Raw genomic sequence first — 24,364 nt, forward strand, 5'->3', positions numbered from 1 at the left:
GCCCTCGGGCCGCTGCCTGACGCGCTAAAGTTTGTCTTTTCTTTTTCATCGGCATATCCATGGCCTTTACACCTCATGATATGCCTCGCCCACGAAATCACGGATAGGTCCTTGGTCTCGAACAGATCCTGTATCGTCATCTGCAGATCATCGGCACCGTGATGAAGTCGCGCGAGCAGGACGAGAAACACGCAATGGTTCGGCGCTTCCGCGAACATTGGCTCGAACGCTTTGCGGGCGGTGCAGGCCTGGAACCGGTCGTCGATAGTGTTTTTCCCCTGAAGAATGCCGCAGATGCGCATCGACGGATGGAGTCGTCCGTGAACGTAGGAAAGATCATCCTTACGATGAGCGAGCACACTTGAAGTGAAGCTTCCTCGATCTGTGCGCATATGCGTCGACGCGCTTGGCTGCGACGCGGGTCAAAGCGGCCATTCGCGGACGTTGCGCGAGTGACCGCATGTGAATCCCCCGGGCAGGCGTCTCTCGCTTCGGGAAGGATCACCGCACAAAAAAGTGAATTGATGCTGGCGGACCGGGCTCAACTCTTGCTCGACGTCTTTGCTACAAATGGCGTGGGCGCATGCTGAACCTGTTCGCTTCCACATTTCGGGCATTGCGGGTGAGCGGTTTCATGCTCCGCGAGATGTTCAACATGTTCGAACGTCTCGCCACACTTCTCACAACGGTATTGGTAAGTAGGCACGGCATCCCTCCGGCACGAAGCTTGCGAGTGTCGCCACGGACGAAGCCCGGACGGCGTCCAGCACCCCAGATGAGGAATTGTAGTTCAGGACATGTGCAGACACTAATCCTCCATCACCACAACACGCTGCTCCCCGCACGGCCCGGTGATAAGCTCAACGTCGATGCACCATCGCCCATCCGCCCCCAAACGAGCCCCCTCATGCCCCTCGCCCCAGCCATCCTCTCCGCCTTCACCCCAACCGGCAAGCTGCGCGCGTCGATCAATCTCGGCAACCCGATCCTCGCGAACCGCGATCCGGCCACCGGCGAACCGTTCGGCGTGTCGATCGACCTGGCGCGCGCGTTCGCGGAACGCCTGTCGGCCGAGCTGGAACTCGTCGTGTTCGACGCCGCCGGAAAATCGGTGCAGGCGCTGACCGAAGAGCGCGCCGATTTCGGTTTCTTCGCGGTCGATCCGCTGCGCGGCGAAATGGTCGCGTTCACCGCGCCGTACGTGCTGATCGAGGGTTTCTATCTCGTGCGCGACGCTTCGCCGATCCGCACGAACGAGGACGTCGACCAGCCGCACAACCGCGTGACCGTCGGCAAGGGCAGCGCATACGACCTGTTCCTCACCCGCGAACTGAAGGCCGCGCAGATCGTGCGCGCGCCGACGTCGCAGGCCGTCGTGCAGACGTTCGTCGAACAGCAACTGGAAGTGGCGGCGGGCGTGAAGCAACAACTCGAAGCCGACGCAGCGAAGACAACGGGCCTGCGCCTGCTCGGCGAACGGTTCATGGTGATCCGGCAGGCGATGGGCGTGCCGAAGAGCCGCGGCGAGGCCGCCGCGGCGGCGCTGAACGAATTCGTCGAGGACATGAAGGCGTCGGGCTTCGTCGCGGATTCCCTGCGGCGGCACGGCATCACCGGCGCGTCCGTCGCACCGCCAGCCTGACCGAAAACCGCGTGAAATAAAAACGGCCCCGGTGTCTGAACCGACACCGGAGCCGTTCATTCGACACGCCGCATTCAACCGACCCGCGCTTCCCCCTGCCGCTCGGCTTCACGCTCATCCGCCGCCGTGCGCGCGAGCACCGGCTTCAGCGCCTGCCCCGTATGGCTCGCGCTCACCTGCACGAGCGCCTCCGGCGGCGCGGCCGCGACGATCGTGCCGCCGCCCACGCCACCTTCCGGCCCGAGATCGATGATCCAGTCGGCTTCCGCGATCACGTCGAGGTCATGCTCGATCACGACGACACTGTGCCCCGCGTCGACCAGCCGGTGCAGCACGCGAATCAGCTTCGCGACGTCCGCCATGTGCAGGCCGACCGTCGGTTCGTCGAGCACGTACAGCGTGTGCGGCGCCTTCTGGCCGCGCCGCGTGATGTCGTCGCGCACCTTCGTCAGTTCGGTGACGAGCTTGATGCGCTGCGCCTCGCCGCCGGACAGCGTCGGCGACGGCTGGCCGAGCGTCAGGTAGCCGAGGCCGACATCCTTCATCAGCTGCAGCGGATGCGCGATGTTCGAGATCGGCGCGAAAAATTCCACCGCTTCGTCGATCTCCATCGTCAGCACGTCGCCGATGTTCCGGCCGCGCCACGTGACCGCGAGCGTCTCCGGGTTGAAGCGCTGCCCGTGGCACACGTCGCACGGCACCTTCACGTCGGGCAGGAAGCTCATGCCGATCGTGCGCACGCCTTGCCCCTCGCACGCGGGGCAGCGTCCGTCGCCGGTATTGAACGAGAAACGCGACGCCGTATAGCCGCGCGCACGCGCTTCCAGCGTATCCGCGAACAGCTTGCGGATCGTGTCCCATACGCCGATATAGGTGGCCGGGCACGAACGCGGCGTCTTGCCGATCGGCGTTTGATCGACTTCGAGCACGCGATCGATCTGTTCCCAGCCGCTCAACGACTCGCAGCCCTGCCACGCATGCGTGACGTTCAGCGACGGCCGCGGCGCGCTGCGCGCGAGCACGCTCGAGCGGCGGTTGGCCGCCGGTGCGTCCTGCTGCGCGGCCTTGCGCGCGCGCCGCGTGGCCGGCGACGACAGCACCGAGCGGCCGACCGCGTCGAGCAGGTTCGTCATCAGCACGTCGCGCGCGAGCGTCGACTTGCCCGACCCGCTGACGCCCGTCACCGCGACGAGCCGCGCGAGCGGAATGCCGACCGTGACGTCGCGCAGGTTGTGCAGCCGTGCCCCATGCACGGTCAGCCAGGCTTCCGGCACCGCGGCACCGCCCTTCTTGCCCGGCACGCTCACGCCGCGGCGCGTTTGCAGCGGATGCGCCATCGGATGCGCGAGCAGGCGCCCCGTCACCGAATCGGACTGCGCGGCGAGATCCGCGACCGCGCCTTGTGCGACCAGCGTGCCGCCGCGCTTGCCGGCGCCCGGGCCGACGTCGATGATGTGATCGGCGCGGCGGATGGTGTCTTCGTCATGCTCGACGACGACCAGCGTATTGCCCTTGTCGCCGAGCTTGCGCAGCGCGTCCAGCAGGATCTGGTTGTCGCGCGGATGCAGGCCGATCGTCGGCTCGTCGAGCACGTAGCAGACGCCCTGCAGGTTGCTGCCGAGCTGCGCGGCGAGCCGGATGCGCTGCGCTTCGCCGCCCGACAGGCTCGGCGCCGCACGGTCGAGGCTCAGGTAGCCGAGCCCGACTTCCTCGAGAAACGCGAGGCGGCTGCCGATCTCGCTGACGATGTCGCGCGCGATCTGCGCGTCGCGCCCGGTGAGTTCCAGCCCGTCGATCCAGCGCCGCGTATCCGACACCGTCCACTGCGCGACCTCGACGATCGGATGCGCGTCGAACGTGACCGCGCGCGCGGACGGATTCAGCCGCGTACCGCCGCAATCCGGGCACGGCTCGTTGCCGACGCCATCCGGTTCCTGCTCGTCCGACGGCAGCGTCTGCTCGCGGCCGCGGCTGTCCTCGGCAAGCACCGTGTCGTCGTACGCCGCGCGCTGTTCGCGCGTGAGCGTGACGCCGGTGCCGACACAGGTCGTGCACCAGCCGTGCTTGCTGTTGTACGAGAACATCCGCGGGTCCAGCTCCGGGTAGCTCGTGCCGCACACCGGGCACGCACGCTTGACCGACAGCACCTTGACCGCACCGACGCGCGCGGTCGAACGATCGTTCTGCATCGCATCGTGCAGCCCGTCGAGCGGCGCGAGCAGATGCATCACGCCCTTGCCGAGTTCGAGCGTCTCGTCGAGCACGCGCCGCAGCTCGGCCTCGTTGTCCGGCGATACGACGATATCGGCGACCGGCAGCTCGATCGTGTGCTCGCGGAAGCGGTCGAGCTTCGGCCACGGATCGACCGGCACGAACTCGCCGTCGACGCGCAGATGCGTGCTGCCGCGCGCCTTCGCCCACTTCGCGAGATCGGTATACACGCCCTTGCGGTTGACGACGAGCGGCGCGAGCAGCCCGACGTGCTCGCCGCGATGATCGCGCAGCAACTGCGCGGCGATCGATTCGACGGATTGCGACGTGACCGGCGTGCCGTCGTGGATGCAATGCTGCAGGCCGAGCTTCACATACAGCAGCCGCAGGAAGTGCCAGACCTCGGACGTCGTCGCGACCGTGCTCTTGCGGCCGCCGCGCGACAGCCGCTGCTCGATCGCGACGGTCGGCGGAATGCCGTACACAGCGTCGACTTCGGGGCGGCCGGCCGGCTGCACGATCGAGCGCGCATACGCATTCAGCGATTCGAGGTAGCGGCGCTGGCCTTCGTGGAACAGGATGTCGAACGCGAGCGTCGACTTGCCGGAACCCGACACGCCGGTAATCACGTTGAACTTGCCGTGCGGGATATCGACGTCGAGCGACTTCAGGTTGTGCTCGCGCGCGTTGACGATCCGCACGACATCCTCGCCTTCGATCGCACGGCGCTCGCGCGCGGCGTTCAGCACGGCCTGCAGCGGCACGCCTTCGTCGCCGAGCGGCACTTCGGCATCCATCGCACGGTCGTACTGCAGCAGCGCAACGCCGGTATGCGATTCGGGGCAGGCCTTCACGTCGTCGGGCGTGCCCGCGCACAGCACGAGGCCGCCGCCGTCTCCGCCTTCCGGGCCGAGATCGATCAGCCAGTCGGCCGCGCGGATCACGTCGAGGTTGTGCTCGATCACGATCAGCGAATGGCCGGCTGCAAGCAGCTTGCCGAACGCCTGCATCAGCTTCGCGATGTCGTCGAAGTGCAGCCCGGTGGTCGGCTCGTCGAACATGAACAGCCGCGCACGCGCGACGCGCGCCTCTTCCGTGACGACCCGGCGGCCGTTGACCGCCGCCGCGGATTCGGCGAGGAAACCGGCCAGCTTCAGGCGCTGCGCTTCGCCGCCCGACAGCGTCGGCACCGGCTGGCCGAGCTTCACGTATTCGAGCCCGACGTCGACGATCGGCTGCAGCACGCGTAGCACCTCGGCGTCGGTCGCAAAAAACGCGGCCGCTTCGCTGACGGTCAGGTCGAGTACGTCGGCGATGTTCAGCGCGCGGCCGTCGCGCTCGATGCGCACTTCGAGAATCTCGGCGCGGTAGCGGCTGCCGTCGCAGTCCGGGCAACGCAGGTAGACGTCGCTCAGGAACTGCATCTCGATGTGCTCGAAGCCCGAGCCGCCGCAGGTCGGGCAACGGCCATCGCCCGAGTTGAAGCTGAACGTGCCGGCGCCGTAGCCGCGTTGCAGCGCGAGCGGCGCCTTCGCGAACAGCTTGCGGATCTCGTCGAACGCGCCGACATAACTCGCCGGGTTCGAGCGCGTGGTCTTGCCGATCGGCGACTGGTCGACGAACACCACATCGCCCACCTGGTCGGCGCCCGTCAGGCTGCGATATGCGCCCGGCGACTCGGTTGCCTTGCCGTGGTGCCGCGCCATCGCCGGATAAAGCACGTCCTGCAGCAGCGTGGATTTGCCGGAACCCGACACGCCGGTCACGCACACGAGCCGTTGCAGCGGAATCTCGACCGTCACGTCGCGCAGGTTGTGTTCGCTCGCGCCGCCGAGCACGATCCGCGGCGTATCCGCGTCGACCGGCCGGCGCGCCCAGTTCGACGCATGCGCGACATGCTTGCGGCCGCCGAGATACTCGCCCGTCAGCGTGTGCGCCGAACGGATGTCGGCCGGCGTGCCGTCGTAGACGATCGTGCCGCCGCGCTCGCCCGGGCCGGGGCCCATGTCGATCAGCCGGTCGGCCGCGAGCATCACCGACGGATCGTGCTCGACGACGACCAGCGTATTGCCCGCGTCGCGCAGCCGCTGCATCGCCTCGACGATCCGCGTGAGATCGCGCGGATGCAGCCCGATGCTCGGTTCGTCGAGCACGAACAGGGTTTTCGTGAGCGACGTGCCGAGCGCCGTCGTCAGGTTGATCCGCTGCACCTCGCCGCCCGACAGCGTGCGGCTCTGCCGGTCGAGCGTCAGGTAGCCGAGACCCACGTCGCACAGGTATTTCAGGCGCGTGCGCACTTCGGCGAGCAGCAGCTTCAGCGCGTCGTCGAGCAGCGCGCTCGGCAGGCTGACTTCGTCGAAGAACCGGCGGATGCGCTCGATCGGCAGCAGCATCAGGTCGTGCACGGTCAGGCCCGGCAGCGCTTCGAGCTGCGCGCGGCTCCAGTCGACGCCGCGCGGCATGAAGCGGCCGGCCGGCGCGAGCACGCCGTCGGCATTCTCTTTCGAGCCGAGCCGCCATTGCAGCGATTCCGTCTTCAGGCGCGCGCCGCCGCACACGTCGCACGGCGTGTAGCTGCGGTATTTCGACAGCAGCACGCGGATATGCATCTTGTACGCCTTCGATTCGAGGTAGCCGAAGAAGCGCTTCACGCCGTACCACTGGCTCTGCCACTTGCCGTTCCAGTCCGGCGAGCCGTTGACGACCCAGTCGCGCTCGGCGTCCGTCAGCTCGGCCCATGGCACATCGCGCCGGATGTCGGCCTTCGCCGCGTAGCGCATCAGGTCGTCCTGGCACTCCTTCCACGCGGGCGTCTGCATCGGCTTGATCGCGCCGCCGCGCAGCGTCTTGCGCGCGTCGGGAATCACGAGGCCGAGATCGACGCCGATCACGCGGCCGAAGCCGCGGCAGGTTTCGCACGCGCCGTAGGCCGAGTTGAACGAGAACAGCGCCGCCTGCGGCTCCGCGTAGCGCAGGTCGCTGTCGGGATCATGGAGCCCGGTGGAGAAGCGCCACACCTGCGGCTCCGCGGGCGTGCCGACCGCGTTTTCCGGCTCAGCCGCGAGCACGTAGACGTTCACGCGCCCGCCGCCGCGCTTCAGCGACGCCTCGATCGCCTCGACGACGCGCACCTTGTCGGCCTGCTGCACGCGGAACCGGTCGGCCACCACGTCGAGCACCTTGCGCGGCCCGGTGGGCGATGCGACTTCGCGCTGCGCCTGCACGCGCGTATAGCCGCTCGCGGACAGCCATTGCGTGACTTCTTCATCGGATGCCGAGTCCGGCAACTCGACCGGAAACGTGACGACGACGCGCGGGTCGTCCGCCTGCGTGCGCGCGACGAGCTCCGCGTAGATCGTCTCCGGCGTGTCGTGCCGCACCCGCCGCGCGGTCTTGCGGTCGAACAGCTCGGCCGCGCGCGCGTACAGCAGCTTCAGGTGATCGTTCAGCTCGGTCATCGTGCCGACGGTCGAGCGCGAGCTGCGCACCGGGTTGGTCTGGTCGATCGCGATCGCGGGCGGCACGCCGTCGACGCGGTCGACCTGCGGGCGGTCCATCCGGTCGAGAAACTGCCGCGCATACGCGCTGAAGGTTTCGACGTAGCGCCGCTGGCCTTCCGCGTACAGCGTATCGAACACGAGACTCGACTTGCCGGAGCCCGACGGGCCGGTGACGACCGTCATTTCGCCGGTGCGCAGGTCGAGATCGAGATTCTTGAGGTTGTGCTGACGTGCTCCGCGAATGCGGATCAGATTGCTGGATGACAATTTGCCTGCCCGTCGAATGAGTTAGCCAGGGTTCACGGTGCCGGAACGCTGCGGCGAATGCCCGCAGGCGCGGCGCGCGTGCCGCCCGGATCATGCCCGGGCGGCTCGAGTTCGACGGATACTATACTGTATATTCATACAGTTTTCCATGACGGGATCGCGATCCCGCCACCGGGCGGGCCGGCAAAGCAGCGGCGGCACGCGCGCCGCCGGTTGCGACGCTCGCGCGTGCCGATGCCGTGTCGCCGCGGCTACTTCTGCAGCAGGATTTCCACGCGCCGGTTGCGCGCGCGCCCTTCCGCCGTATCGTTCGACGCGGCCGGATCGGCCTCGCCGCGCCCCGTCGCCGCGAACGAATCCGCCTTCAGCCCATGCTCGCGCAAATAGGCCGCGACCGCCTCCGCACGCCGCCGCGACAGCGACAGATTGTGCGCATCCGAGCCGGTCGAGTCGGTATAGCCGGTCACGTCCACGCGCGAGTAATGCTTGTCGCCCTGACGATTCAGCAACGCGTCGAGCGCGGCCTGCGCGGTGGGCGTCAGCGCGGCGGAGTCGGTCGCAAAGTACGCATCGCCCGTCAGGCTGACTTTCTCGGCGGCCGCCGGTGCGGCCGGCGCGGCTGCCGGGGCCGGCGCTGCCGGCGCGCCGCACTGGAAAACGAGCGAGCGCGGGTCCGCGCCGTCGCGGAACGGCGCCGTGGAATCGACCGTGCGCACGGCATCGCTGCCGCACATGCGCGTCGCGACTTTCATGCAGGTCTTCTCGCTCGACAGGATGCCGTGGCAGTCCACGCGGAAGGTTCGAATGCCGTCGCGCGGCTGCAGTTCGTACGCGTTGAACGTCGGCCCCGATGCGCTCGAACACGCAGCCAGGGAAACGACGGACGCCAGCAATGCAAGATGGTGTTTTTTCACTTGATGACTCCGAAAATGCGATGGGCGCAGCGAATGCGGTGCGCGCGGCACAGCCGCATTCGCGTGCGTTCCGTGTGGTTCGCGCTCGATCACTTCCACTGATACAACATACCGGCGCCGACGACGCGCTGACTGCCGGCGAAACCGCCGTTCAACGTCGCCTTCAGGTTCTCCGTGATGCGCGCCTGCACGCCGACCGCCATGGCCTTCTGGCCCTGGAACGTCGCCGTGCCGACCCCCATCGCGAAGTTCGAATCGCGGTCCATGTGCGGGATCGACGCCATCGCGGCCGTTGCGGCGATACCTTCACGCGCCATCGAGTCGGTTTGCTGGATCTGCTGCTGCATCTGCGTGAGCTGGTTGTTGACCGTGTTCAGCGACTGCGTGAACTGGTTCGATACGGCATTCAGCTGATTGACGTTCACCGCGTCGGTGCCCTGCGTGCCCGCCGCGACGTTGGCGACCTGCCGCGGCGCATCCGCCGAGCCGACCGCGACAACGTTCGACCGGCCGCCGTCGTTGCTGCCGGCGCCGATCGAGGTCGAGTTGTTGCCCGACGACACCGCGCCGACGCCGATCGCGGTCGAGCCGCTGCCGGACGCCGTCGAACTGTTGCCGACCGCCGTGCTGTTCGAGCCCGATGCCACCGCACCGGAGCCGCCCGCCGACGAATTCGAGCCGGCCGGCAGCGGCGCGGACTTCGTGCCGGTCGGATTCGTCGAATACGAGCCGTTCGCGGTGCGCTGATCGATCAGCGTCGTCAGCTGGTTGGCGACCGCATCGAGCTGCGACACGTTCACCGCATCGGTGCCGTTCTTGCCGGCCGCGAGGCTGGTGATCTGCCGGTTGCCGACGTTCACTTCGCCGGCCGACGATTGCGGGCTGCTCAGGCCGTACGCGATGTAGTTCGTCAGCGCGCCGACCGTCGTCAGCGAACCGGCGCCGAGCGCGACGCTGTTCGCGAACGTCGACGTCGCGCCGGCCCCGAGCGCGAGCGCATCGGTCGCCGAGCTGCGCGCGCCCGAGCCGAGCGCGACGCTGCCCACGCTGACCGCGACCGCATTGGCGCCCTGCGCGACGGACTGCGCGCCGGTCGCCGTCGCGCCGCTGCCGAGCGCGATAGCGTCGGCTTGCGCGGAATGCGCGGCCTGCCCGATTGCAACACCGCCAGGAGCGGTCTGGTCGACGATCGCGCCGTTGCCGATGCCCACGCCGTTATCACCGTTTACTACCGTCGTCGGCCCCACCGCGACCGATTCCGCGCCGACCGCGAGCGAATCCGCCGCAGTCGAATTCGCATGGAAGTACTTCTGAGGCGTGACCGCGAACGACTGCAACGCGCCGGTCAGCTGCCGCAGCGTCACCGCGTCGTGCTGCCCCGTGCCGTCCGCGACGTTGGTGATCTGGCGATAGGAATTGCCCGCCGCACTGCCGACGGATACCGCGCCGAGCAGCGTCGCGTCGGTCGTATCGAACGGAATCGACGCGCTGCCGTTGCGCATGATCCCGGATGACTGCACGATCGGACGATCGGACACCGAACCCGAGCCGAGCGCGATGCCGCCGTCCACCTGCGAGATCGCCTTCGGCCCGATCGCCACGCTGTCGAGGCCCAGCGCCTGGCTGTCCGGCGCGGTCGAGTTCGCGTGGAAGTACTTGATGCCGTTCGCGTTGATGTTGTCGATCGCCGAGCCGACGTTGTTGTTGATCGTCGTCGAGCCGTCGCGGTTGTACGTCACGTACGACGGCGCCGAGATCGTCCCGGTCGTCGGATCGTAGGTCGAACCGCCGCCGATCGCGCCGGCCGTGCTGTTACCGAGGTTGTTGTTGTTCGACGCGATCGAGCTGAGGCCCGTGGACAACGAACTGATGCCCGTCGACGTGGCCGTCGACAGCGACGTCAGGTTGCTGTTGGTGCTGGACAGGCCGGTCGACAGCGAGCTGATGCCCGTCGACGTCGATGTGGACAGCGACGTGATCGTGCTGTTCGTCGAGCTCAGGCCGGTCGACAGCGAACCGATGCCCGTCGACGTCGACGTCGACAACGACGTGATCGTGCTGTTGGTCGAGCTCAGGCCGGTCGACAGCGAACCGATGCCCGTCGACGTCGACGTCGACAGCGACGTGATCGCGCTGTTCGTCGAACTCAGGCCGGTGGACAGCGAGCTGATCCCCGTCGAAGTCGACGTCGACAGCGACGTGATCGCGCTGTTGGCCGACGACAAGCCGGTAGACGTGGACGTCGACAACGACGTGACCGTGCTGTTCGTCGAGCTCAGGCCGGTCGACAGCGAGCCGATGCCCGTCGAAGTCGACGTGGACAACGACGTGATGCTCGACAACGTCGACGTCGACAGCGACGTCACCGCCTGGTTCGTCGCATCGAGCTGCGAGCCGTTGATCGCGTCCGTGCTGGTCGAGCTGATCCGCCCCGCCGCGACGTTGGTGATCTGGCGCTCGCTGCCCGGCGCGCCGACGCTGACGACGCTGGTCGGATTGACGCCGTTGAACGTGTACGTGACGCCGCCGATGGTGCCGGTCGCGGTCGGATTCGGCGCGGCCGTCACCGAGCCGGAGCCGAGCGCGACGTCGTTCGCGTTGTTCGCCACCGCCGACGCGCCGAACGCCACCGCGCCCGCTGCCGCCGCGGTCGACGTATTGCCGAGCGCGACCGAGCCGATGCCCTGCGCGTTGTTCGTGTTGCCGATCGCCACCGCACCGTCGCCGTTCGCGGTGTTGTTCGAACCGGCCGTCACCGCGCCGGTGCCGATCGCGGTGCTCGGATCGCCGATTGCCACCGCGCCGTTGCCGCTGACGGTCTGGCCAAACCCGAGCGCCACCGCGCCGATGCCGCCCAGCACCTTCGAGCTGTTACCGCCGGCGATCGAGCCCGCGCCTGCCGCGGCGGCAACCGAATTGCTGTCGCCCAGCGCCACGGTGGAACCCGCCGCCGCGACACTGTTGATGCCGATCGCCGTCGCATTCACCGCCGACGCCGTCGCGCCAGGGCCCAGCGCCGTCGCCGATATGCCGGTTGCGAGCGCGAGATTGCCCAGCGCCACGCCGAACTGCTGCGTCGCGCTCGACTGAACGCCCATCGCGACCGAACTGAGGCCCGACGCATTGGCGCTCAGGCCGAACGCAATCGCGTTGTCAGCGCCGGCCGTCGTTTTCGAGCCCATCGCAATCGAGCTGGTGCCGAGCGACTGCGTGCCCGAACCGGGCACGCCTGCAACGCCGCCCCAGCCGATCGCGATCGACGAGCCGCCCTTCGCGCCGCTGTTGACGCCCATCGCCACGGCCGAATTTCCGGAAGCCAGCGCGCCGCTGCCCACCGCAACGCCGGCCGCGCCCGAACTCGTCGACTGGTTGCCGAGCGCGACCGAGCCCGTATTCGTTGCATTCGATGCAAAGCCGAGCGAGACGCTTTGCGCCCCCACCGCGCTCGCCCCGAGACCGAGCGCGGCCGCATACTGGCCGGACGCCAGCGCATTGTTGCCGAGCCCCACCGCCGAAACGCCGCTCGCGATCGCGCCGCTGCCCATCGCTACAGCGCCGGTTTGGGTAGCCTGGGCCAGATTGCCGACCGCCACTGAAAAGCTGCCCGAGCTGATCGCCTGCACCCCGAGCGCCGCGCTATTGGTGCCGGTCGCCTGCGCGTTGATGCCGATGGCGGTCCCGCCATCGGCCATCGCATGCGCGCCCGGCCCGATCGCGGTGGACGACACGCCCGCCGCCGTCGACAGGTTGCCGTATGCGGTGGCATTCACCTGCGACGCTACCGACCCGTTACCGATCGAGATCGAACTGGCGCCGCCGGTCGCGGAGCCGCCGCCCGCCGAATATTGCGCATGCGCGCCGGCCTGAAACAGCCCCAGATACGCGGCCGCCATCATCACGACGAGTCGTCTGGGCGACAGCGCCGGCGGCGTAGCGATGCCCGCGGCGGAGCCCGCCTCCGCCGCATGCGCGCACGCGCTTCTTGACGACGCAACCCGCTTGCCGCGCGCACGATCGAGCTCCGACGCCGCGACCCACGCGCCCAGTGCTTCGTTCCAGATCGACTTGAACGACTTGTTCATCTTGTTTTCCCTCGGTTCACATGTGCTGGATGACGCAACAGCGAACGCGGCCGGGCGAAGACTGTCTCCGTCTCCGTTTTCACCCGTCTCGCGACGCTCCGCAACCTACTTCGGACTTCTAACTTGACTGCCGGACGGCTCTGCACGACACACGCGACGCACGACGACGATCGTGGTTTATCGAATCATCGAAACCGGGCTCCCGGATCAGGCGGCACGCGGCGCGCCGCACCGCGAAAAAAACGCGTGCGCACGCCGTCGCGCCGAACCGCGGGCGACCTCGGATTTCATGAGAAAGCGTCGTTCAGACGCCGGATGGACGGATGCCGCGCCGAACCGCCGCGCGGTCCCGCTATGTCATTCGGGGGGAGGATGGCGTCGCGTGGCCCCCGGAGCAGATGCATGCGCCGCCGGCCCGCGGCCGCTGACGGCCGACAACGGCTCGGGCGAACCGGTGCCTTGATCTGCCATGCTTTTGATGTTCATGTTTTTTCGCGCCCGCCTGATTCGAGAGTGCATCTCGCGCAACCGCCTCCCGAAGGATCGAACCGCCCGGCGATCGACGCGAACCCACTCACACTTTCCATCCTGGCACGCATCGGCCATTCCGGATTTCCGGAAAAGCAGACGACTGCCGGATGACCCCTGCACTGAATTAATCTACTGACTTTCTTTGACGATTTTTTGTTGCCTGATGTGCCAAACTCGCATCTGCTTCATGATTCATCGATCATTTTTCATATCGGTGCATTCGACGAACGATGAAGCTCGCATTACCTCGTGCCAACCTTCGCCGCATCGCCGTCGTCCCGAAAAGTGGGACCGCCAGCATTCAATGTCACATTGAATGCCGCATTCTCGGAAAGACGGCAGCGACAGGAATTTTCGCGCGGGACCGGGTCATGTCAAAGAACCGATTCCAGCCGCGTCCTGCCTAGTGTGCCGAGCTTCTTTCGATCGAACCTTTTCCGGAGCGGACAAATTGTTTTCCGGAGCGGATGTTATTTACATTCATACAATTCCGCGCGACGAGCCGGATATATGTGAAAGTATTTTTAACGAATCATAAAAAAACCTTAATCGTTGAGACAGTGAATCGATGAACCCGATCCGCCGCCGTGCCGACCACCTTCTCGATATAACGAACGTCAATTCATCGTCCGGGCCAATTCGATTCATCGGCCATTCGATCGGAAATAAAATCCGGTATTTAATATCGAAACCGGAATTTTTTTCCACTCGGTTTTCCGCCCGCTTTCCGCCCCCGGTTGCGGCGATCGCGACAGACCGTCGTGTTGTCAAACATGCCCACACGCGCCGCACGGAATCCCCACCGCCTGTGTCTTTGTCGGCATATAATTTTTTGCAACAATCGTGCACAAAGATGCATCGCGTCCGCCCCCCGGCCTACCTCCCTAAGCTTTCGCAACCATGTCATCCCGCTCGTCCAGTCCGGCGTCGCTCCGCGCCACGCCGGATCTCGCTGGCGCACACATTCTCGTCGTGGACGACCGCCCGAACGACCTGCGGCTCCTGACGGAAATCCTGCGCGCCGCGCGGTGCCGGATCAGCGTCGCATTCGACGGCCTGCAGGCGTATCACCGCGCGCAGGCCATCGCACCCGACCTGATCCTGATGGATGTGCGGATGCCGCGCATGGACGGTTTCGCCGCGTGCCGGCTGCTGGCGTCAACGCCATCGACGCAGAACATTCCCGTCATCATCCTGACCGCGGCGGGCGATCTCGAGGATCGGATCGCGGGGCTCGAAACCGGTGCGCTCGACTACATCGTGAAGCCGTTCGAACCGGCCGAGGTGATCGCCCGAATCCGCAATCACCTGAAACGCGCGCGTCGCAGCCAGCCGTTTGCGCACCTGCCCGAACTGCCCGATCATCCCGACGCCGCGCTGGTGCGTGCGGCCAGCGAGATCCTGCTGCGCGAACTGCGCAACCCGCCGGCGCTCGACGAACTCGCGCGGCAGGTCGGCACGCACGAGAAGCGCCTGTCCCGCGTGTTCCGCGATCACCTTGGCCAGACCGTGTTCGAATATCTGCGCGATACGCGACTGCGCGCGGCGAAGCACTTTCTCGCGGAGACGTCGATGGGAATCGGCGACATCGCCGAGGAAATCGGCTTTTCGACGCCGGGCAATTTCGCCACGGCGTTTCGCGAGCGCTTCGGCATCACGCCGTCCGACTGGCGGCGCCAGCGCCCGATGGTCGACGCACCGCCCCCGTCGCATGAACACCCGCGCGATGCATAGGCACCGCGCGTCGGGCTGGCTCGCCGTCCTGCCGCTCCTGCTGGTGCTGGTGGCCGCGTGCGCGGCGCCCCGCGCCGACGCGACGGAGCCATCCGGACGCTCCGCGCGCGTGGAAGCGGTATCGATCGTCGAGGATCCGGGCGCGGCGATGTCCGTCGGCGAGGTGGCCGCGCGGCTTGAAGGTTCGCCACGCGGCGCGCCTGCGGCTGCGGCAGCGGAACCGTCTTTCAACATCGAGTTTTCCCGCTCGGCGTGGTGGGTGGGCGCGACGCTGGCCAATCGCGACAGCGTCGAGCGCGCGCTGGTGCTCGCGATTCGCGACGCACGCGTCGATCGGGCAGACTTTTATGTCGAACGCGGCGGCGCGTGGACGCTCGCCGCCCGATTCCCGGCGGATAACGGCGACGCGAACCGTGCGGCTTCCCGATATCCGGTGCTCGACATGACGCTGCGCGCGGGCGAACGGCTGCCCGTGCTGATCCGCGTCACGTCGCGCAAGGAAATGCGGCTCGCGCCAGCTGCGTTCACCCGCGACGCGTGGAACGCGCAGGAACTTCGCGCCGCGATGTGGAACTTCGGCTTCTTCGGCGGGCTGCTCGCACTCGTGTGGTGCGCGCTGCTGATCGGTTTCTTTTCGCGCAGCGGCAAGTTCGTCGTGCTGGCGGTGCTGGCCCTGAGCACGACGCTGTTCGAAGCGACGTACCGCGGCTATACCGCAATGTATCTGTGGCCCGGCGCCTACGCGTGGTCCGCGCGCGGCGAGATGATCTTCGCGTATCTGTCGGTGGCCTGCTTCATCGCCTTCATCCTGATGGTGGCGCACCGCGAAAAGGCCGGCATGCCGATGCGTGCGGTCTACGTTGCGTTCCTCGCGCTCGAATGCGTCGGCATGGCCGGCGCGGCGTTCGGCGACCTGCTGACGTTCGCGTGGTTCTGCCTGCGGCTGAACACGGCGATGGGGATCGTGAACATCAGCGTCGCGCTGATGCTCGCGATCCGCCGCACGCCGACGAGCCGCGTGATGCTGATCGCCGTCACGTTCGCCACCTTCAACATCCTGCTCCGGATGCTCGACGGCATGAACGCGATGCCGGCCTGGCTGTTCTGGCTGAAATCCGACCTCTATCCGAACCCCGTCATCGCGATCATCGGGCTCGCCACGCATCTGCTGGTGCTGGCCGCATGGATCGACCACGTGGGCCGCCAGCGCACCGACGCGCGCAAGCGGCTCGAGCACTGGCAGCTCACCGAACAGGATCGGCTGCGCGACGAAGTGGCGAGACGCACCGTCGCGCTCAACGACGCGCTGCAGCAGGCGAAGACGCACATGCAGCAAAAGATCGAGACGCTCGGCTATGTCAGCCACGATTTGCGCGCACCGCTGTCCACGATCAACGGCTACGCAAAGCTGCTGCTGCAAAGCGCGACGCGCGGCCAGGCGCGGCTGATCCGGTCGATCGACCGCAGCATCCGCTACCAGCTCGCGCTGATCGACGAATTGCTCGCGTTCACCAAAGCCGAGCTTCAGCCGCTCGGCATTTCGCCCGACGTGACCGACCTGCCCGGCCTGCTGAACGATATCGGCGACTATGCGGTCGCGCTGTGTTCGCAGCAGGGCAACCGGTTCGACTATCGGCCGCTGACGCCGTTGCCGCGCAAGCTGTCGATCGACGGCATCCGGCTGCAGCAGGTGCTGCTCAACCTGCTGTCCAACGCATCGAAGTTCACGCGCGACGGCACGGTAACACTGTCGGTTCGTGCATCGCGGGAAGGCGATGCATGGCGCCTCGTGTTCGAGGTCGCCGATACGGGCATCGGGATCGACATCGCCGGAACGGCCGACATCTTCCGTGCGTACCAGCAGGTGCAGGCCGTCAACGGAGGAACGGGGCTCGGCCTGTTCATCGCGCAGCGTATCGTCGCCGCGATGGGTGGCGAACTGGCTGTCTCCAGCCGGCCGGGCGTCGGCACGTCGTTCTCGTTCCCGGTCGTCGCGCCGGCCGTCGGGCACGCGCTCGTGCCGGCGTCGTGGCTCGTCCGGCGGTTTCAGCCGATGCGCGACGCCGAACCGGAGCTCGCCGCGCCCGTACCGCACGGCCCGTCCGACGATGCGCTCGACGAACTGATCCAGCTCGCCGGCGAGGGCCGGCTCACCGATATCGAGGAATGGCTCGGCCGGTTTGCGGACCAGCCGGCCCATGCAGCCTTCGCGCAGGCGACGCGCGAGCACCTCGACGCACTCGATCTGCACGCGATCGAGAAGCTTGCCGGCTCGCTGAAACGCGCGCGTATCGCGGATGCGTCGTTCGACGTCGAGGCGGATACGGCCGGGCCGACGCGATAGCGGGGCACGTCGCTCAACCGCCGTTCGACGCCGCTGACAATCGCCCCGCTCGACGAGCTGGGCGACGCAAATGCCCGGTCAGCCCGGATTCGCCGGAAGCCGCGCGCGAACGACCGCACGCCGGCTTCCACCAGCGTCTGTGCACAGCGCACGCGGCCGGCCCGGCGCGCGTCCTTTCATCGTTCAGTGCAGGATGTCCTGCAGCCGGTAATACGCGCCGACGAACGGCAGGAACCACGCGTGCCCGAAATGGCCCGGCATCGCCGGCCAGTCGAGTTCGCGCCACGGATTCGACGCGGCCGCGCCATACATCACGTCGGCCATCACGCGGCCCATGTGCACCGACATCTGCACGCCGTGGCCGCTGTAGCCCATCGAGTAATAGACGCCGTCGTGCTGGCCGGCACGCGGCAGGCGGTCGGCGGTGATGTCGACGAGCCCGCCCCAGCAATAGTCGAGCCGCACGTTCGCGAGCGCCGGGAAATACTCGGCCATCCCGGCGCGCAGGATGTCGCCGCTTTTTGCGTCGGAGCGCGGGCTCGACATCGCGAAGCGCGCGCGGCCGCCGAACAGCAGCCGGTTGTCGGGCGTCACGCGGAAGTAATTGCCGATCTGGCGCGACGTCACGTAGGCGCGGCGGTGCGGCAGCAGCCGGTTCAGTTGTTCGTCGGGAAGCGGCTCGGTCACCACGATGAAACTGCCGACCGGCGCGATGCGCCGCCGGAACCACGCGAACGGCCCGTGCTGCGATGCGCCGGTCGCGACCAGCACGCGATCGGCCACGATCGTGCCGCGCATGCAGGTGATCGCGTGGCGCTCGCCATCGAGCCGCTCGAGTTGCGTGACGGCCGCATGCTCGTAGATGCGCGCGCCGGCCCGCGCCGCGGCTTGCGCGAGCCCGACCCCGAACTTGCCCATGTGCATTTGTGCGCCGTTGCGCTGCAGCAGGCCTCCGTAAAAGCCGTCGGAGCCGACCTCGTCGCGAATTCGCGCCGGGTCGATCAGTTCGATGTCCGGATCGACGTCGCGCCGCAATGCGTCGAAGGTCTTCGCGAGCCCCGCGAAATGCTGCGGCTTCGCGGCAAGCTTCAGCTTGCCGGCGCGCCGGAAGTCGCAGTCGATCGCCTGTTCGGCGACGATCGTTTCGACGGTTCGCACCGCGCTCTCGTAGGCGCGATAGAACTGCTTCGCCTGCGCGGCGCCGATTCTCCCGGCGAGCGACGCGTAGTCCTGAGCGACGCCGGTATTGCATTGGCCGCCGTTGCGGCCGGATGCCTCGGCCGCAACCTGTGCGGCTTCGAGCACCACGACCGACACGCCGCGCTGCGCGAGCGCCAGCGCCGCCGACAACCCGGTAAAACCACCGCCGATCACGACCACGTCGGCACGCCCTTCGACGGGCCCTTCGCTGCCGGCGCGAAAGTCGGGGCGGGTATCCAGCCAGTATGATTCGAATTTCATCGGGTCCTTCGTGAGCATTCGGGCGCCGCGAATGACGTGCATGCGGAGCGCCGGCCCGCCTGTCGCCGCAGGTTCGTGATCGGGCGATGGCCGCCCGATGAATAGCATTTAAGCATCGCCAAAAAGCGCAGTTGCCGCGTATTGACGCATGGCGCGCGCATCATCCGCTGTTTTGTGCAGCCGCGGCAGCACAACATGCGCAAGCCGCGCGGCAGCCCGCGCACCGGCCGAATGCCGTCCGATCGCTTCATGGCAGGCGCCGGCGCCGTGCGTCACGCCCCAACGACATGTCGATCAGGGCGCGCTTGAAGCGCGGGTCCGCGTCGCAAGCGTAGCGGCCGGGATCGCGATCGGCGGCCTGGCTGGACGTCGACCGCCGCCGCCGGGTGCGCGGCCGTGGCCTACAACATCGCCTGGCTGACGAGTCCGTATAGCCCGCATGCCGGATCGGGCGCTCCGCCGTGTGCCGCGGCGGGCGCGTTGCGAACCATCTTCGAGCAGGTGTCCACCCGCTTCAATCCCTGCATATCGAGCCAGTCCGGCAAGCTCGTTCCCGAAGGTACGTCGATGCGGACGAATTCGTTCTCCAAGCCGCTCAACCAATAGCCGATCAGCGCCCTCGCACGCGCGTCGCCGGTCGAACGCGGTGCGACCACCGGGCCGATCAGGTAGCCACGGCCGAAGCGGCGCAGCACCGAAAATCCGGCGATTTCGCCGTCGCACTCGAGCACGACGCTTTCCCCGCGCGTCAGCAATGCCGACAAAAGCGCATCGCGCTGGAGGCCGGAAGCGCGCGCGTCCAGTTCGACGAGGCGGCGCAAATCGGCAGGCGTCCCGGCCCGCAGTCGCTCGCCATCGGGCAGTGCGGCCGCGGCAGGCCGGCTCACGTTCCCTTGATACTGGTCCAGCGATCCGCACACGTCGAAACCGAGCTTTTCGTAGAGCGGCTGGCCGGCCGGTGTCGCATGCAGGAACGTGATGCGCGGCCCCAGTTCCTCGAGGAGCGTCTCCATCAGCTCGCGGCCGATACCCCGGCCCTGGTGTGCGGACGACACAATGACGTGCCCGATGGACGCACGGTCCGCGCCGAACTTCCAGCACATCGCCGTACCGATGACCGCACCGCTCTCCTCGGCCGCGAACGCGATCGACGTGTCGGCGGAAAACTGCCAGTCTTCCAGCCTGAATGGCCAGCGAAGCGCCATGGAGAGCGCGTGGGCCGCGGGTATATCGGCCGCGGTGAACCTTCGATAGCGAAGCTCCGTCATCGAGCGAGAGTCGTTCATCACGTGTTCCTGTTTCATCAAGCGATCCTTCCAAAGGGCACCATTCCGCAACCGGGCGCGAACGCCGGCGCGACCCGGCCTCACCGGATGTTCGACGAGCCCGCATCGATACCCGGGCGTTCGCGGCATACGCGTCGTACCGGCAAGTTCACGGAGTCGACTATAGGAAATAATGACTTCGTCATGCTTAACAACCCGTAAACCGGCTGTTAACGCGTCTTTAATGTTCAGCCCGCGCATTACCATTCGATGCGGCTCGGCGACCGACTTGTTCGGCATCGGGCATACGTCCCCGGCGAACGCCTGTCGTGACTGCTCCGCATGCGCGATACGGGCACCGCGCCCTGATCGCGCGACGAATCCGCCGGGCACGATCGATCGAACCGCCGCGTCATGCGGTCGCGAAGTAATGCTGCGCCAGCGCGACCCAATACCGGACGCCGGCCGGAATGATGTCGTCGTTGAAATCGTATTTCGGGTGATGCAGCGCCGGCGCGGCCGTTCCGGCCTGCGCATTGCCGATCAGCACATACGCGCCGGGCCGCTCCTCCAGCATGAAGCCGAAATCTTCGGACGTCATGTTCGGCGGCACGTCGCGGTTAAGGCGTTCGGCGCCGAACGTCTCGCGAATGACCGCTTCGCAGAGTGCGGTCTCGGCCGCCGTGTTGACCGTCGCGGGGTAGTACTGGAAAAACTCGACGTCGACTTGCGCGCCGTAGGCACGGGCCAGCCCCTCGCACACGAGCTGGACGTCGCGCTGCAGCTTCTGCTGCAATGTCGACGACAGCGTGCGAATCGTCCCGCGCAACTCGGCGCTGTCCGGAATGACATTGTCCGTCGTTCCCGCATGGAACATGCAGACGGAAACGACGGCCGGATCCACGGGATCCTTGTGCCGCGCGGCGATGGTCTGACACTGCAGCACCATCGAACACGCGAGCGGGACGGGGTCGATGCCCAGATGCGGCTGCGCCGCATGCGCGCCCTTGCCCGTTACCGTGATCCTGAATCGGCAGCCCGCGGCCATGATCGGGCCGGTACGCAACCCGAAATGCCCGGCAGGCAAACCCGGCCAGTTGTGCATGCCGAATACCGCCTCCGTCGGATAGTGCTCGAACAGCCCGTCGTCGATCATCTTGCGCGCGCCCGCGCCCCCCTCTTCGCCGGGCTGAAACACGAAATGAACCGTGCCCGGCAACTGCGGCAGTTCCTTCAGGATGCGCGCGGCCCCCAGCAACATGACGGTATGCCCGTCATGCCCGCACGCGTGCATGACCCCATGGGCGCCCGATGCATGCGCAAAGTCGTTGGCTTCCTGGATCGGCAACGCATCCAGATCGGCACGCAGCACGATGCCGCGGCCCGGGTCCGCACCGGGCAGGCTCGCGACGACGCCCGTGCGTCCGAGCCCGCGCGACACCGCATAGCCGAGAGCTTCAAGCTCGCGGGCGACGACGTCGGCCGTCCTGTGCTCTTCGAAGCGCAACTCGGGATGCGCATGCAGGTCGCGGCGCAACGTCGCCCAGTGCGCGTAATGGGCTTTCAGCGACGCGTCGGGGATCACGGGGTTTTCCAATTTCGGCACCTTTACAAGGCAAGCGGATTCAAATCAGGACTGCCGCCGCATCGCGCGCAGCAGCGGCTTCAATCATGAAAACCCAGGATCGACTTGATTTCCATGTACTCTTCCATGCCTTCGATCCCGTACTCGCGACCGTTCCCCGACTGCTTGTAGCCGCCGAACGGAGCCTGCGGGTCCCATGCCGGGTAGTTCAGATGCACCTGACCCGACCGGATGCGCGCGGCCACCGCGCGCACGCGCTCCATGTCGGTACCCTGCACATGTGCGCCGAGCCCGTAGACCGTGTCGTTCGCGATCACGATGGCTTCCTCGACGGTATCGTAAGGAAGGATGGCGAGAACCGGACCGAAGATCTCCTGCCGCGCGATCGTCATGTCGGTGCGGACATCGGAAAAGACGGTCGGCCGCGCATAAAAGCCTCGATCGAAACCCGCGGGCCGGCCGGGCCCGCCGGCGATGAGCTTCGCCCGTTCGTCGATGCCCGCGTCGATCATCTGCCCGACGCGATCGAACTGCGCGCGATTGGCCAGCGGGCCGTGCGTCGTCGCTTCGGCGAACGGATCGCCAACGACCATCCGTTCCGTTGCCGCGACGGCCAGTTCCTCGACTCGGCCCAGAACGCCGCGCGGAACGATCAGACGGGTCGGCGCGCTGCACGACTGGCCCATGTTCCGGAACGCGGCGGCCACGCCCGGCGCGACGGCACGCGACAGGTCCGCATCGGGCAACACGATGTTCGGCGACTTGCCGCCCAGCTCCTGCGCGACGCGCTTGACGGTCGGCGCCGCCGCTTGCGCGACCAGTACGCCCGCACGCGTCGACCCCGTGATCGAAACCATGTCGACCTCCGGGTGCGACGCGAGCGCCGCGCCCACTTCCGTTCCGCTGCCGCTCACCAGGTTGAATACGCCCGCGGGCACGCCCGCATCGGCGATCACTTCCGCAAACAGCAACGCGCTGAGCGGCGACAGCTCGCTCGGTTTCAGGACCACCGTGCAGCCTGCCGCGAGCGCGGGGCCGACCTTCGCGGTGATTTGATAGATCGGCCAGTTCCACGGCGTGATCAGCGCGCACACGCCGATCGGCTCGCGCACGACCGCGGTCGTCCCCCGCCGCGTGACGAACGGGTAGCTCGCCAGGTTATCGCGCGCGACCCGGACATGTTCGGCCGCGAGCGGCACATGGGCACCGCGCGCATAGCTGATCGGCGCGCCCATTTCCATCGCGAGCGCGGCGGCGAACAATTCGGCGCGCTCCAGGATCAGCGCATGAATGCGGTCGAGCAGCGCGGCGCGTTGCTGCGGCGACGTCGCGGCCCAGCGTTCGAAAGCATCGCGCGCGGCCCGCACCGCGCGGTCGGCGTCGCGTGCGTTGCCGAGCGGGATGTCGCAGAGCGTGTCTTCGGTGGACGGGCAGACTACGGCGAACCGGTCGCCGCCGTCGGGCATGACCCAGTCTCCGTCGATGAAGAACCGGTCCAGCCTTCCGGCTTGCATCAGGTGACGCACAGGTGAATTCATTGCAGGGTGTCCTTGAGTCGGTACCACGCGCCCACGAACGGCAAAAACCATGGTTTGCCGAAGTGGCCGGGAATGGCGGGCCAGTCGAAGTTTTTCCACGGGTTGAGATCGGCTCGCCCGTCCATGATCTCCGCCATCAGCGTGCCCATCAGCGTGGCCATGTGCGTGCCGTGGCCGCTATAGCCCATCGAGTAGTAAACGCCTTGTCGCTGGCCCGCGCGCGGCAGGCGGTTGGCCGTCATGTCGACCATGCCGCCCCAGCAATAGTCGATGCGCACGCCGGCCAGCTCGGGAAACACGCCGGCCATCTGTTGTCGCAGGATCAGCCCGCTCTTTTCGTCCGAACGGGGGTTCGACGCCGCGAAACGCGCACGCCCGCCGAACAGCATCCGGTTGTCGGGCGTGACGCGAAAGAAATTGACGAAGTTCTTCGTGTCGGTGACCATCCGGCGAGTCGGCAGCAACCGGTCCAGGAGCTCGCGCGGCAAAGGCTCGGTGACGATGATGAACGCGCCGACCGGCACGATCCTGCGCCGGATCCAGCCGAACGGCCCCACCTGCGAAATGCCGCTCGCGAGCAGCACCTGGCGCGCACGAATCTCGCCGAGCGGCGTATGCACCGCGTATGCACCGCCCGCCTCCCGCTTCAAGCCGAGCACGGGCGCATGCTCCAGAATGTGCGCGCCGCGCGCCTGCGCGGCGCTAGCAAGACCGCGCACGTAGCGGCCGACGTGCATCCCGGCGCTCTTCGCGAAGATCAACCCGCCGTGATAACGGTTCGAGCCGATCTCGTCGCGCAGTTCCGCCTTCGTCACCACGCGCGTGTCGGGGTCCACGCTCGCGGCGAGCAGCGCCTGACTTCGCACCAGCTTGTCGTAGTGCTCCGGCTTCGCCGCGAGCTTGAGCTTGCCGCGGCGCGCGAAATCGCAGTCGATCGACTCCTCCGCGACCAGCCGCTCGACCGTGTCGACACCCGCATCGAACGCGAGATACAACCGGTTGGCCAGTTCGGTGCCGATGCGCTGCGACAGTGACGCGTAATCCTGCGCGAAGCCGTTGTTGCACATGCCGCCGTTGCGCCCCGACGCCGCCTGCCCCACGGTGCCCGCTTCGCAAACGACGACCCGTGCGCCTTTTTTCGACAGCGCCAGCGCAGCCGCCGAGCCCGTGATCCCGCCGCCCACCACGACCACGTCGCAACTTCCGTCAGGCAGCTCCGGCGAGCTGCCCACGAATGGCTCGGACGTATCGAGCCAGTAGGAACTGAAACGCATCACACACTCCAAAGCT

Annotated in this window: 12 protein-coding genes and 1 pseudogene; 4 read left to right on the forward strand and 9 right to left on the reverse strand. The window is 67.2% G+C overall.

The window, feature by feature from the left end; all coding sequences use genetic code 11:
• Positions 1–116 precede the first annotated feature (116 nt).
• Positions 117–365 (forward strand): annotated as a pseudogene (locus tag ACNQQL_RS08340) (zinc-binding dehydrogenase); the annotation flags it as partial.
• Between the two features lie 176 nt (positions 366–541).
• Here ACNQQL_RS08340 and ACNQQL_RS08345 read toward each other — a convergent pair.
• A complete protein-coding gene (locus ACNQQL_RS08345) occupies positions 542–706 on the reverse strand; it encodes an FmdB family zinc ribbon protein (protein WP_034182361.1) in 165 nt (54 codons plus the stop codon).
• Positions 707–907: 201 nt separating this feature from the next.
• Between ACNQQL_RS08345 and ACNQQL_RS08350 the strand changes: the two genes are divergently transcribed.
• Positions 908–1,642 carry an ABC transporter substrate-binding protein gene (locus tag ACNQQL_RS08350; protein WP_347063806.1) on the forward strand — a complete coding sequence of 245 codons (735 nt, stop codon included), beginning with the start codon at positions 908–910 and terminating at the stop codon, positions 1,640–1,642.
• Between the two features lie 74 nt (positions 1,643–1,716).
• On the opposite strand, the gene uvrA is transcribed toward ACNQQL_RS08350, so the two are convergent.
• The 3 genes from uvrA to ACNQQL_RS08365 all read right to left on the reverse strand — a co-directional run bounded on the left by uvrA (position 1,717) and on the right by ACNQQL_RS08365 (position 12,616).
• The gene (gene uvrA / locus ACNQQL_RS08355) at positions 1,717–7,620 is read right to left on the reverse strand and encodes an excinuclease ABC subunit UvrA (protein WP_347063807.1); all 5,904 of its coding nucleotides are present in this window, start codon (positions 7,618–7,620) and stop codon (positions 1,717–1,719) included.
• 251 nt (positions 7,621–7,871) lie between these two features.
• On the reverse strand, positions 7,872–8,534 hold the full coding sequence (locus tag ACNQQL_RS08360; RefSeq protein WP_347063808.1) for an OmpA family protein: 663 nt from the start codon (positions 8,532–8,534) through the stop codon (positions 7,872–7,874).
• Between the two features lie 89 nt (positions 8,535–8,623).
• A complete protein-coding gene (locus ACNQQL_RS08365) occupies positions 8,624–12,616 on the reverse strand; it encodes a YadA-like family protein (RefSeq protein WP_416392560.1) in 3,993 nt (1,330 codons plus the stop codon).
• Between the two features lie 1,431 nt (positions 12,617–14,047).
• On the opposite strand from ACNQQL_RS08365, the gene ACNQQL_RS08370 reads away from it, so the two are divergent.
• Both ACNQQL_RS08370 and ACNQQL_RS08375 read left to right on the forward strand, forming a co-directional pair.
• On the forward strand, positions 14,048–14,881 hold the full coding sequence (locus ACNQQL_RS08370) for a response regulator (protein WP_072440622.1): 834 nt from the start codon (positions 14,048–14,050) through the stop codon (positions 14,879–14,881).
• The gene (locus tag ACNQQL_RS08375; protein ID WP_347063809.1) at positions 14,874–17,225 is read left to right on the forward strand and encodes a sensor histidine kinase; all 2,352 of its coding nucleotides are present in this window, start codon (positions 14,874–14,876) and stop codon (positions 17,223–17,225) included. Before ACNQQL_RS08370 ends, ACNQQL_RS08375 begins: the two co-directional genes overlap by 8 nt.
• A 183-nt stretch (positions 17,226–17,408) precedes the next feature.
• Here the strand turns inward: ACNQQL_RS08375 and ACNQQL_RS08380 are convergent, their stop codons facing one another.
• The 5 genes from ACNQQL_RS08380 to ACNQQL_RS08400 all read right to left on the reverse strand — a co-directional run bounded on the left by ACNQQL_RS08380 (position 17,409) and on the right by ACNQQL_RS08400 (position 24,348).
• Positions 17,409–18,686 carry an FAD-binding oxidoreductase gene (locus tag ACNQQL_RS08380; RefSeq protein ID WP_347063810.1) on the reverse strand — a complete coding sequence of 426 codons (1,278 nt, stop codon included), beginning with the start codon at positions 18,684–18,686 and terminating at the stop codon, positions 17,409–17,411.
• Between the two features lie 401 nt (positions 18,687–19,087).
• Positions 19,088–19,990, reverse strand: a complete 903-nt coding sequence (locus ACNQQL_RS08385) for a GNAT family N-acetyltransferase (protein ID WP_347063811.1) — start codon at positions 19,988–19,990, stop codon at positions 19,088–19,090.
• Between the two features lie 373 nt (positions 19,991–20,363).
• The gene (locus ACNQQL_RS08390; RefSeq protein ID WP_347063812.1) at positions 20,364–21,548 is read right to left on the reverse strand and encodes a M20 aminoacylase family protein; all 1,185 of its coding nucleotides are present in this window, start codon (positions 21,546–21,548) and stop codon (positions 20,364–20,366) included.
• Between the two features lie 68 nt (positions 21,549–21,616).
• Positions 21,617–23,074, reverse strand: a complete 1,458-nt coding sequence (locus ACNQQL_RS08395; protein WP_347063813.1) for an aldehyde dehydrogenase family protein — start codon at positions 23,072–23,074, stop codon at positions 21,617–21,619.
• Positions 23,071–24,348: an FAD-binding oxidoreductase gene (locus tag ACNQQL_RS08400; RefSeq protein WP_347063814.1), complete on the reverse strand. Its 1,278-nt coding sequence runs from the start codon at positions 24,346–24,348 to the stop codon at positions 23,071–23,073. The genes ACNQQL_RS08395 and ACNQQL_RS08400 overlap by 4 nt, the downstream gene beginning before the upstream one ends.
• Between the last annotated feature and the right edge of the window lie 16 nt (positions 24,349–24,364).

The sequence above is a fragment of the Burkholderia sp. LFS061 genome (assembly GCF_047978125.1).
GTDB lineage: Bacteria > Pseudomonadota > Gammaproteobacteria > Burkholderiales > Burkholderiaceae > Burkholderia > Burkholderia pyrrocinia_C.

What these genes read in the sequence shown, in the direction of transcription:
- ACNQQL_RS08350 (WP_347063806.1), top strand. Translation starts at nt 908, where the DNA reads ATGCCCCTCGCCCCAGCCATCCTCTCCGCCTTCACCCCAACCGGCAAG.
- ACNQQL_RS08365 (WP_416392560.1), bottom strand. Translation starts at nt 12,616, where the DNA reads ATGAACAAGTCGTTCAAGTCGATCTGGAACGAAGCACTGGGCGCGTGG.
- ACNQQL_RS08370 (WP_072440622.1), top strand. Translation starts at nt 14,048, where the DNA reads ATGTCATCCCGCTCGTCCAGTCCGGCGTCGCTCCGCGCCACGCCGGAT.
- ACNQQL_RS08375 (WP_347063809.1), top strand. Translation starts at nt 14,874, where the DNA reads ATGCATAGGCACCGCGCGTCGGGCTGGCTCGCCGTCCTGCCGCTCCTG.
- ACNQQL_RS08380 (WP_347063810.1), bottom strand. Translation starts at nt 18,686, where the DNA reads ATGAAATTCGAATCATACTGGCTGGATACCCGCCCCGACTTTCGCGCC.
- ACNQQL_RS08385 (WP_347063811.1), bottom strand. Translation starts at nt 19,990, where the DNA reads ATGAAACAGGAACACGTGATGAACGACTCTCGCTCGATGACGGAGCTT.
- ACNQQL_RS08395 (WP_347063813.1), bottom strand. Translation starts at nt 23,074, where the DNA reads ATGAATTCACCTGTGCGTCACCTGATGCAAGCCGGAAGGCTGGACCGG.
- ACNQQL_RS08400 (WP_347063814.1), bottom strand. Translation starts at nt 24,348, where the DNA reads ATGCGTTTCAGTTCCTACTGGCTCGATACGTCCGAGCCATTCGTGGGC.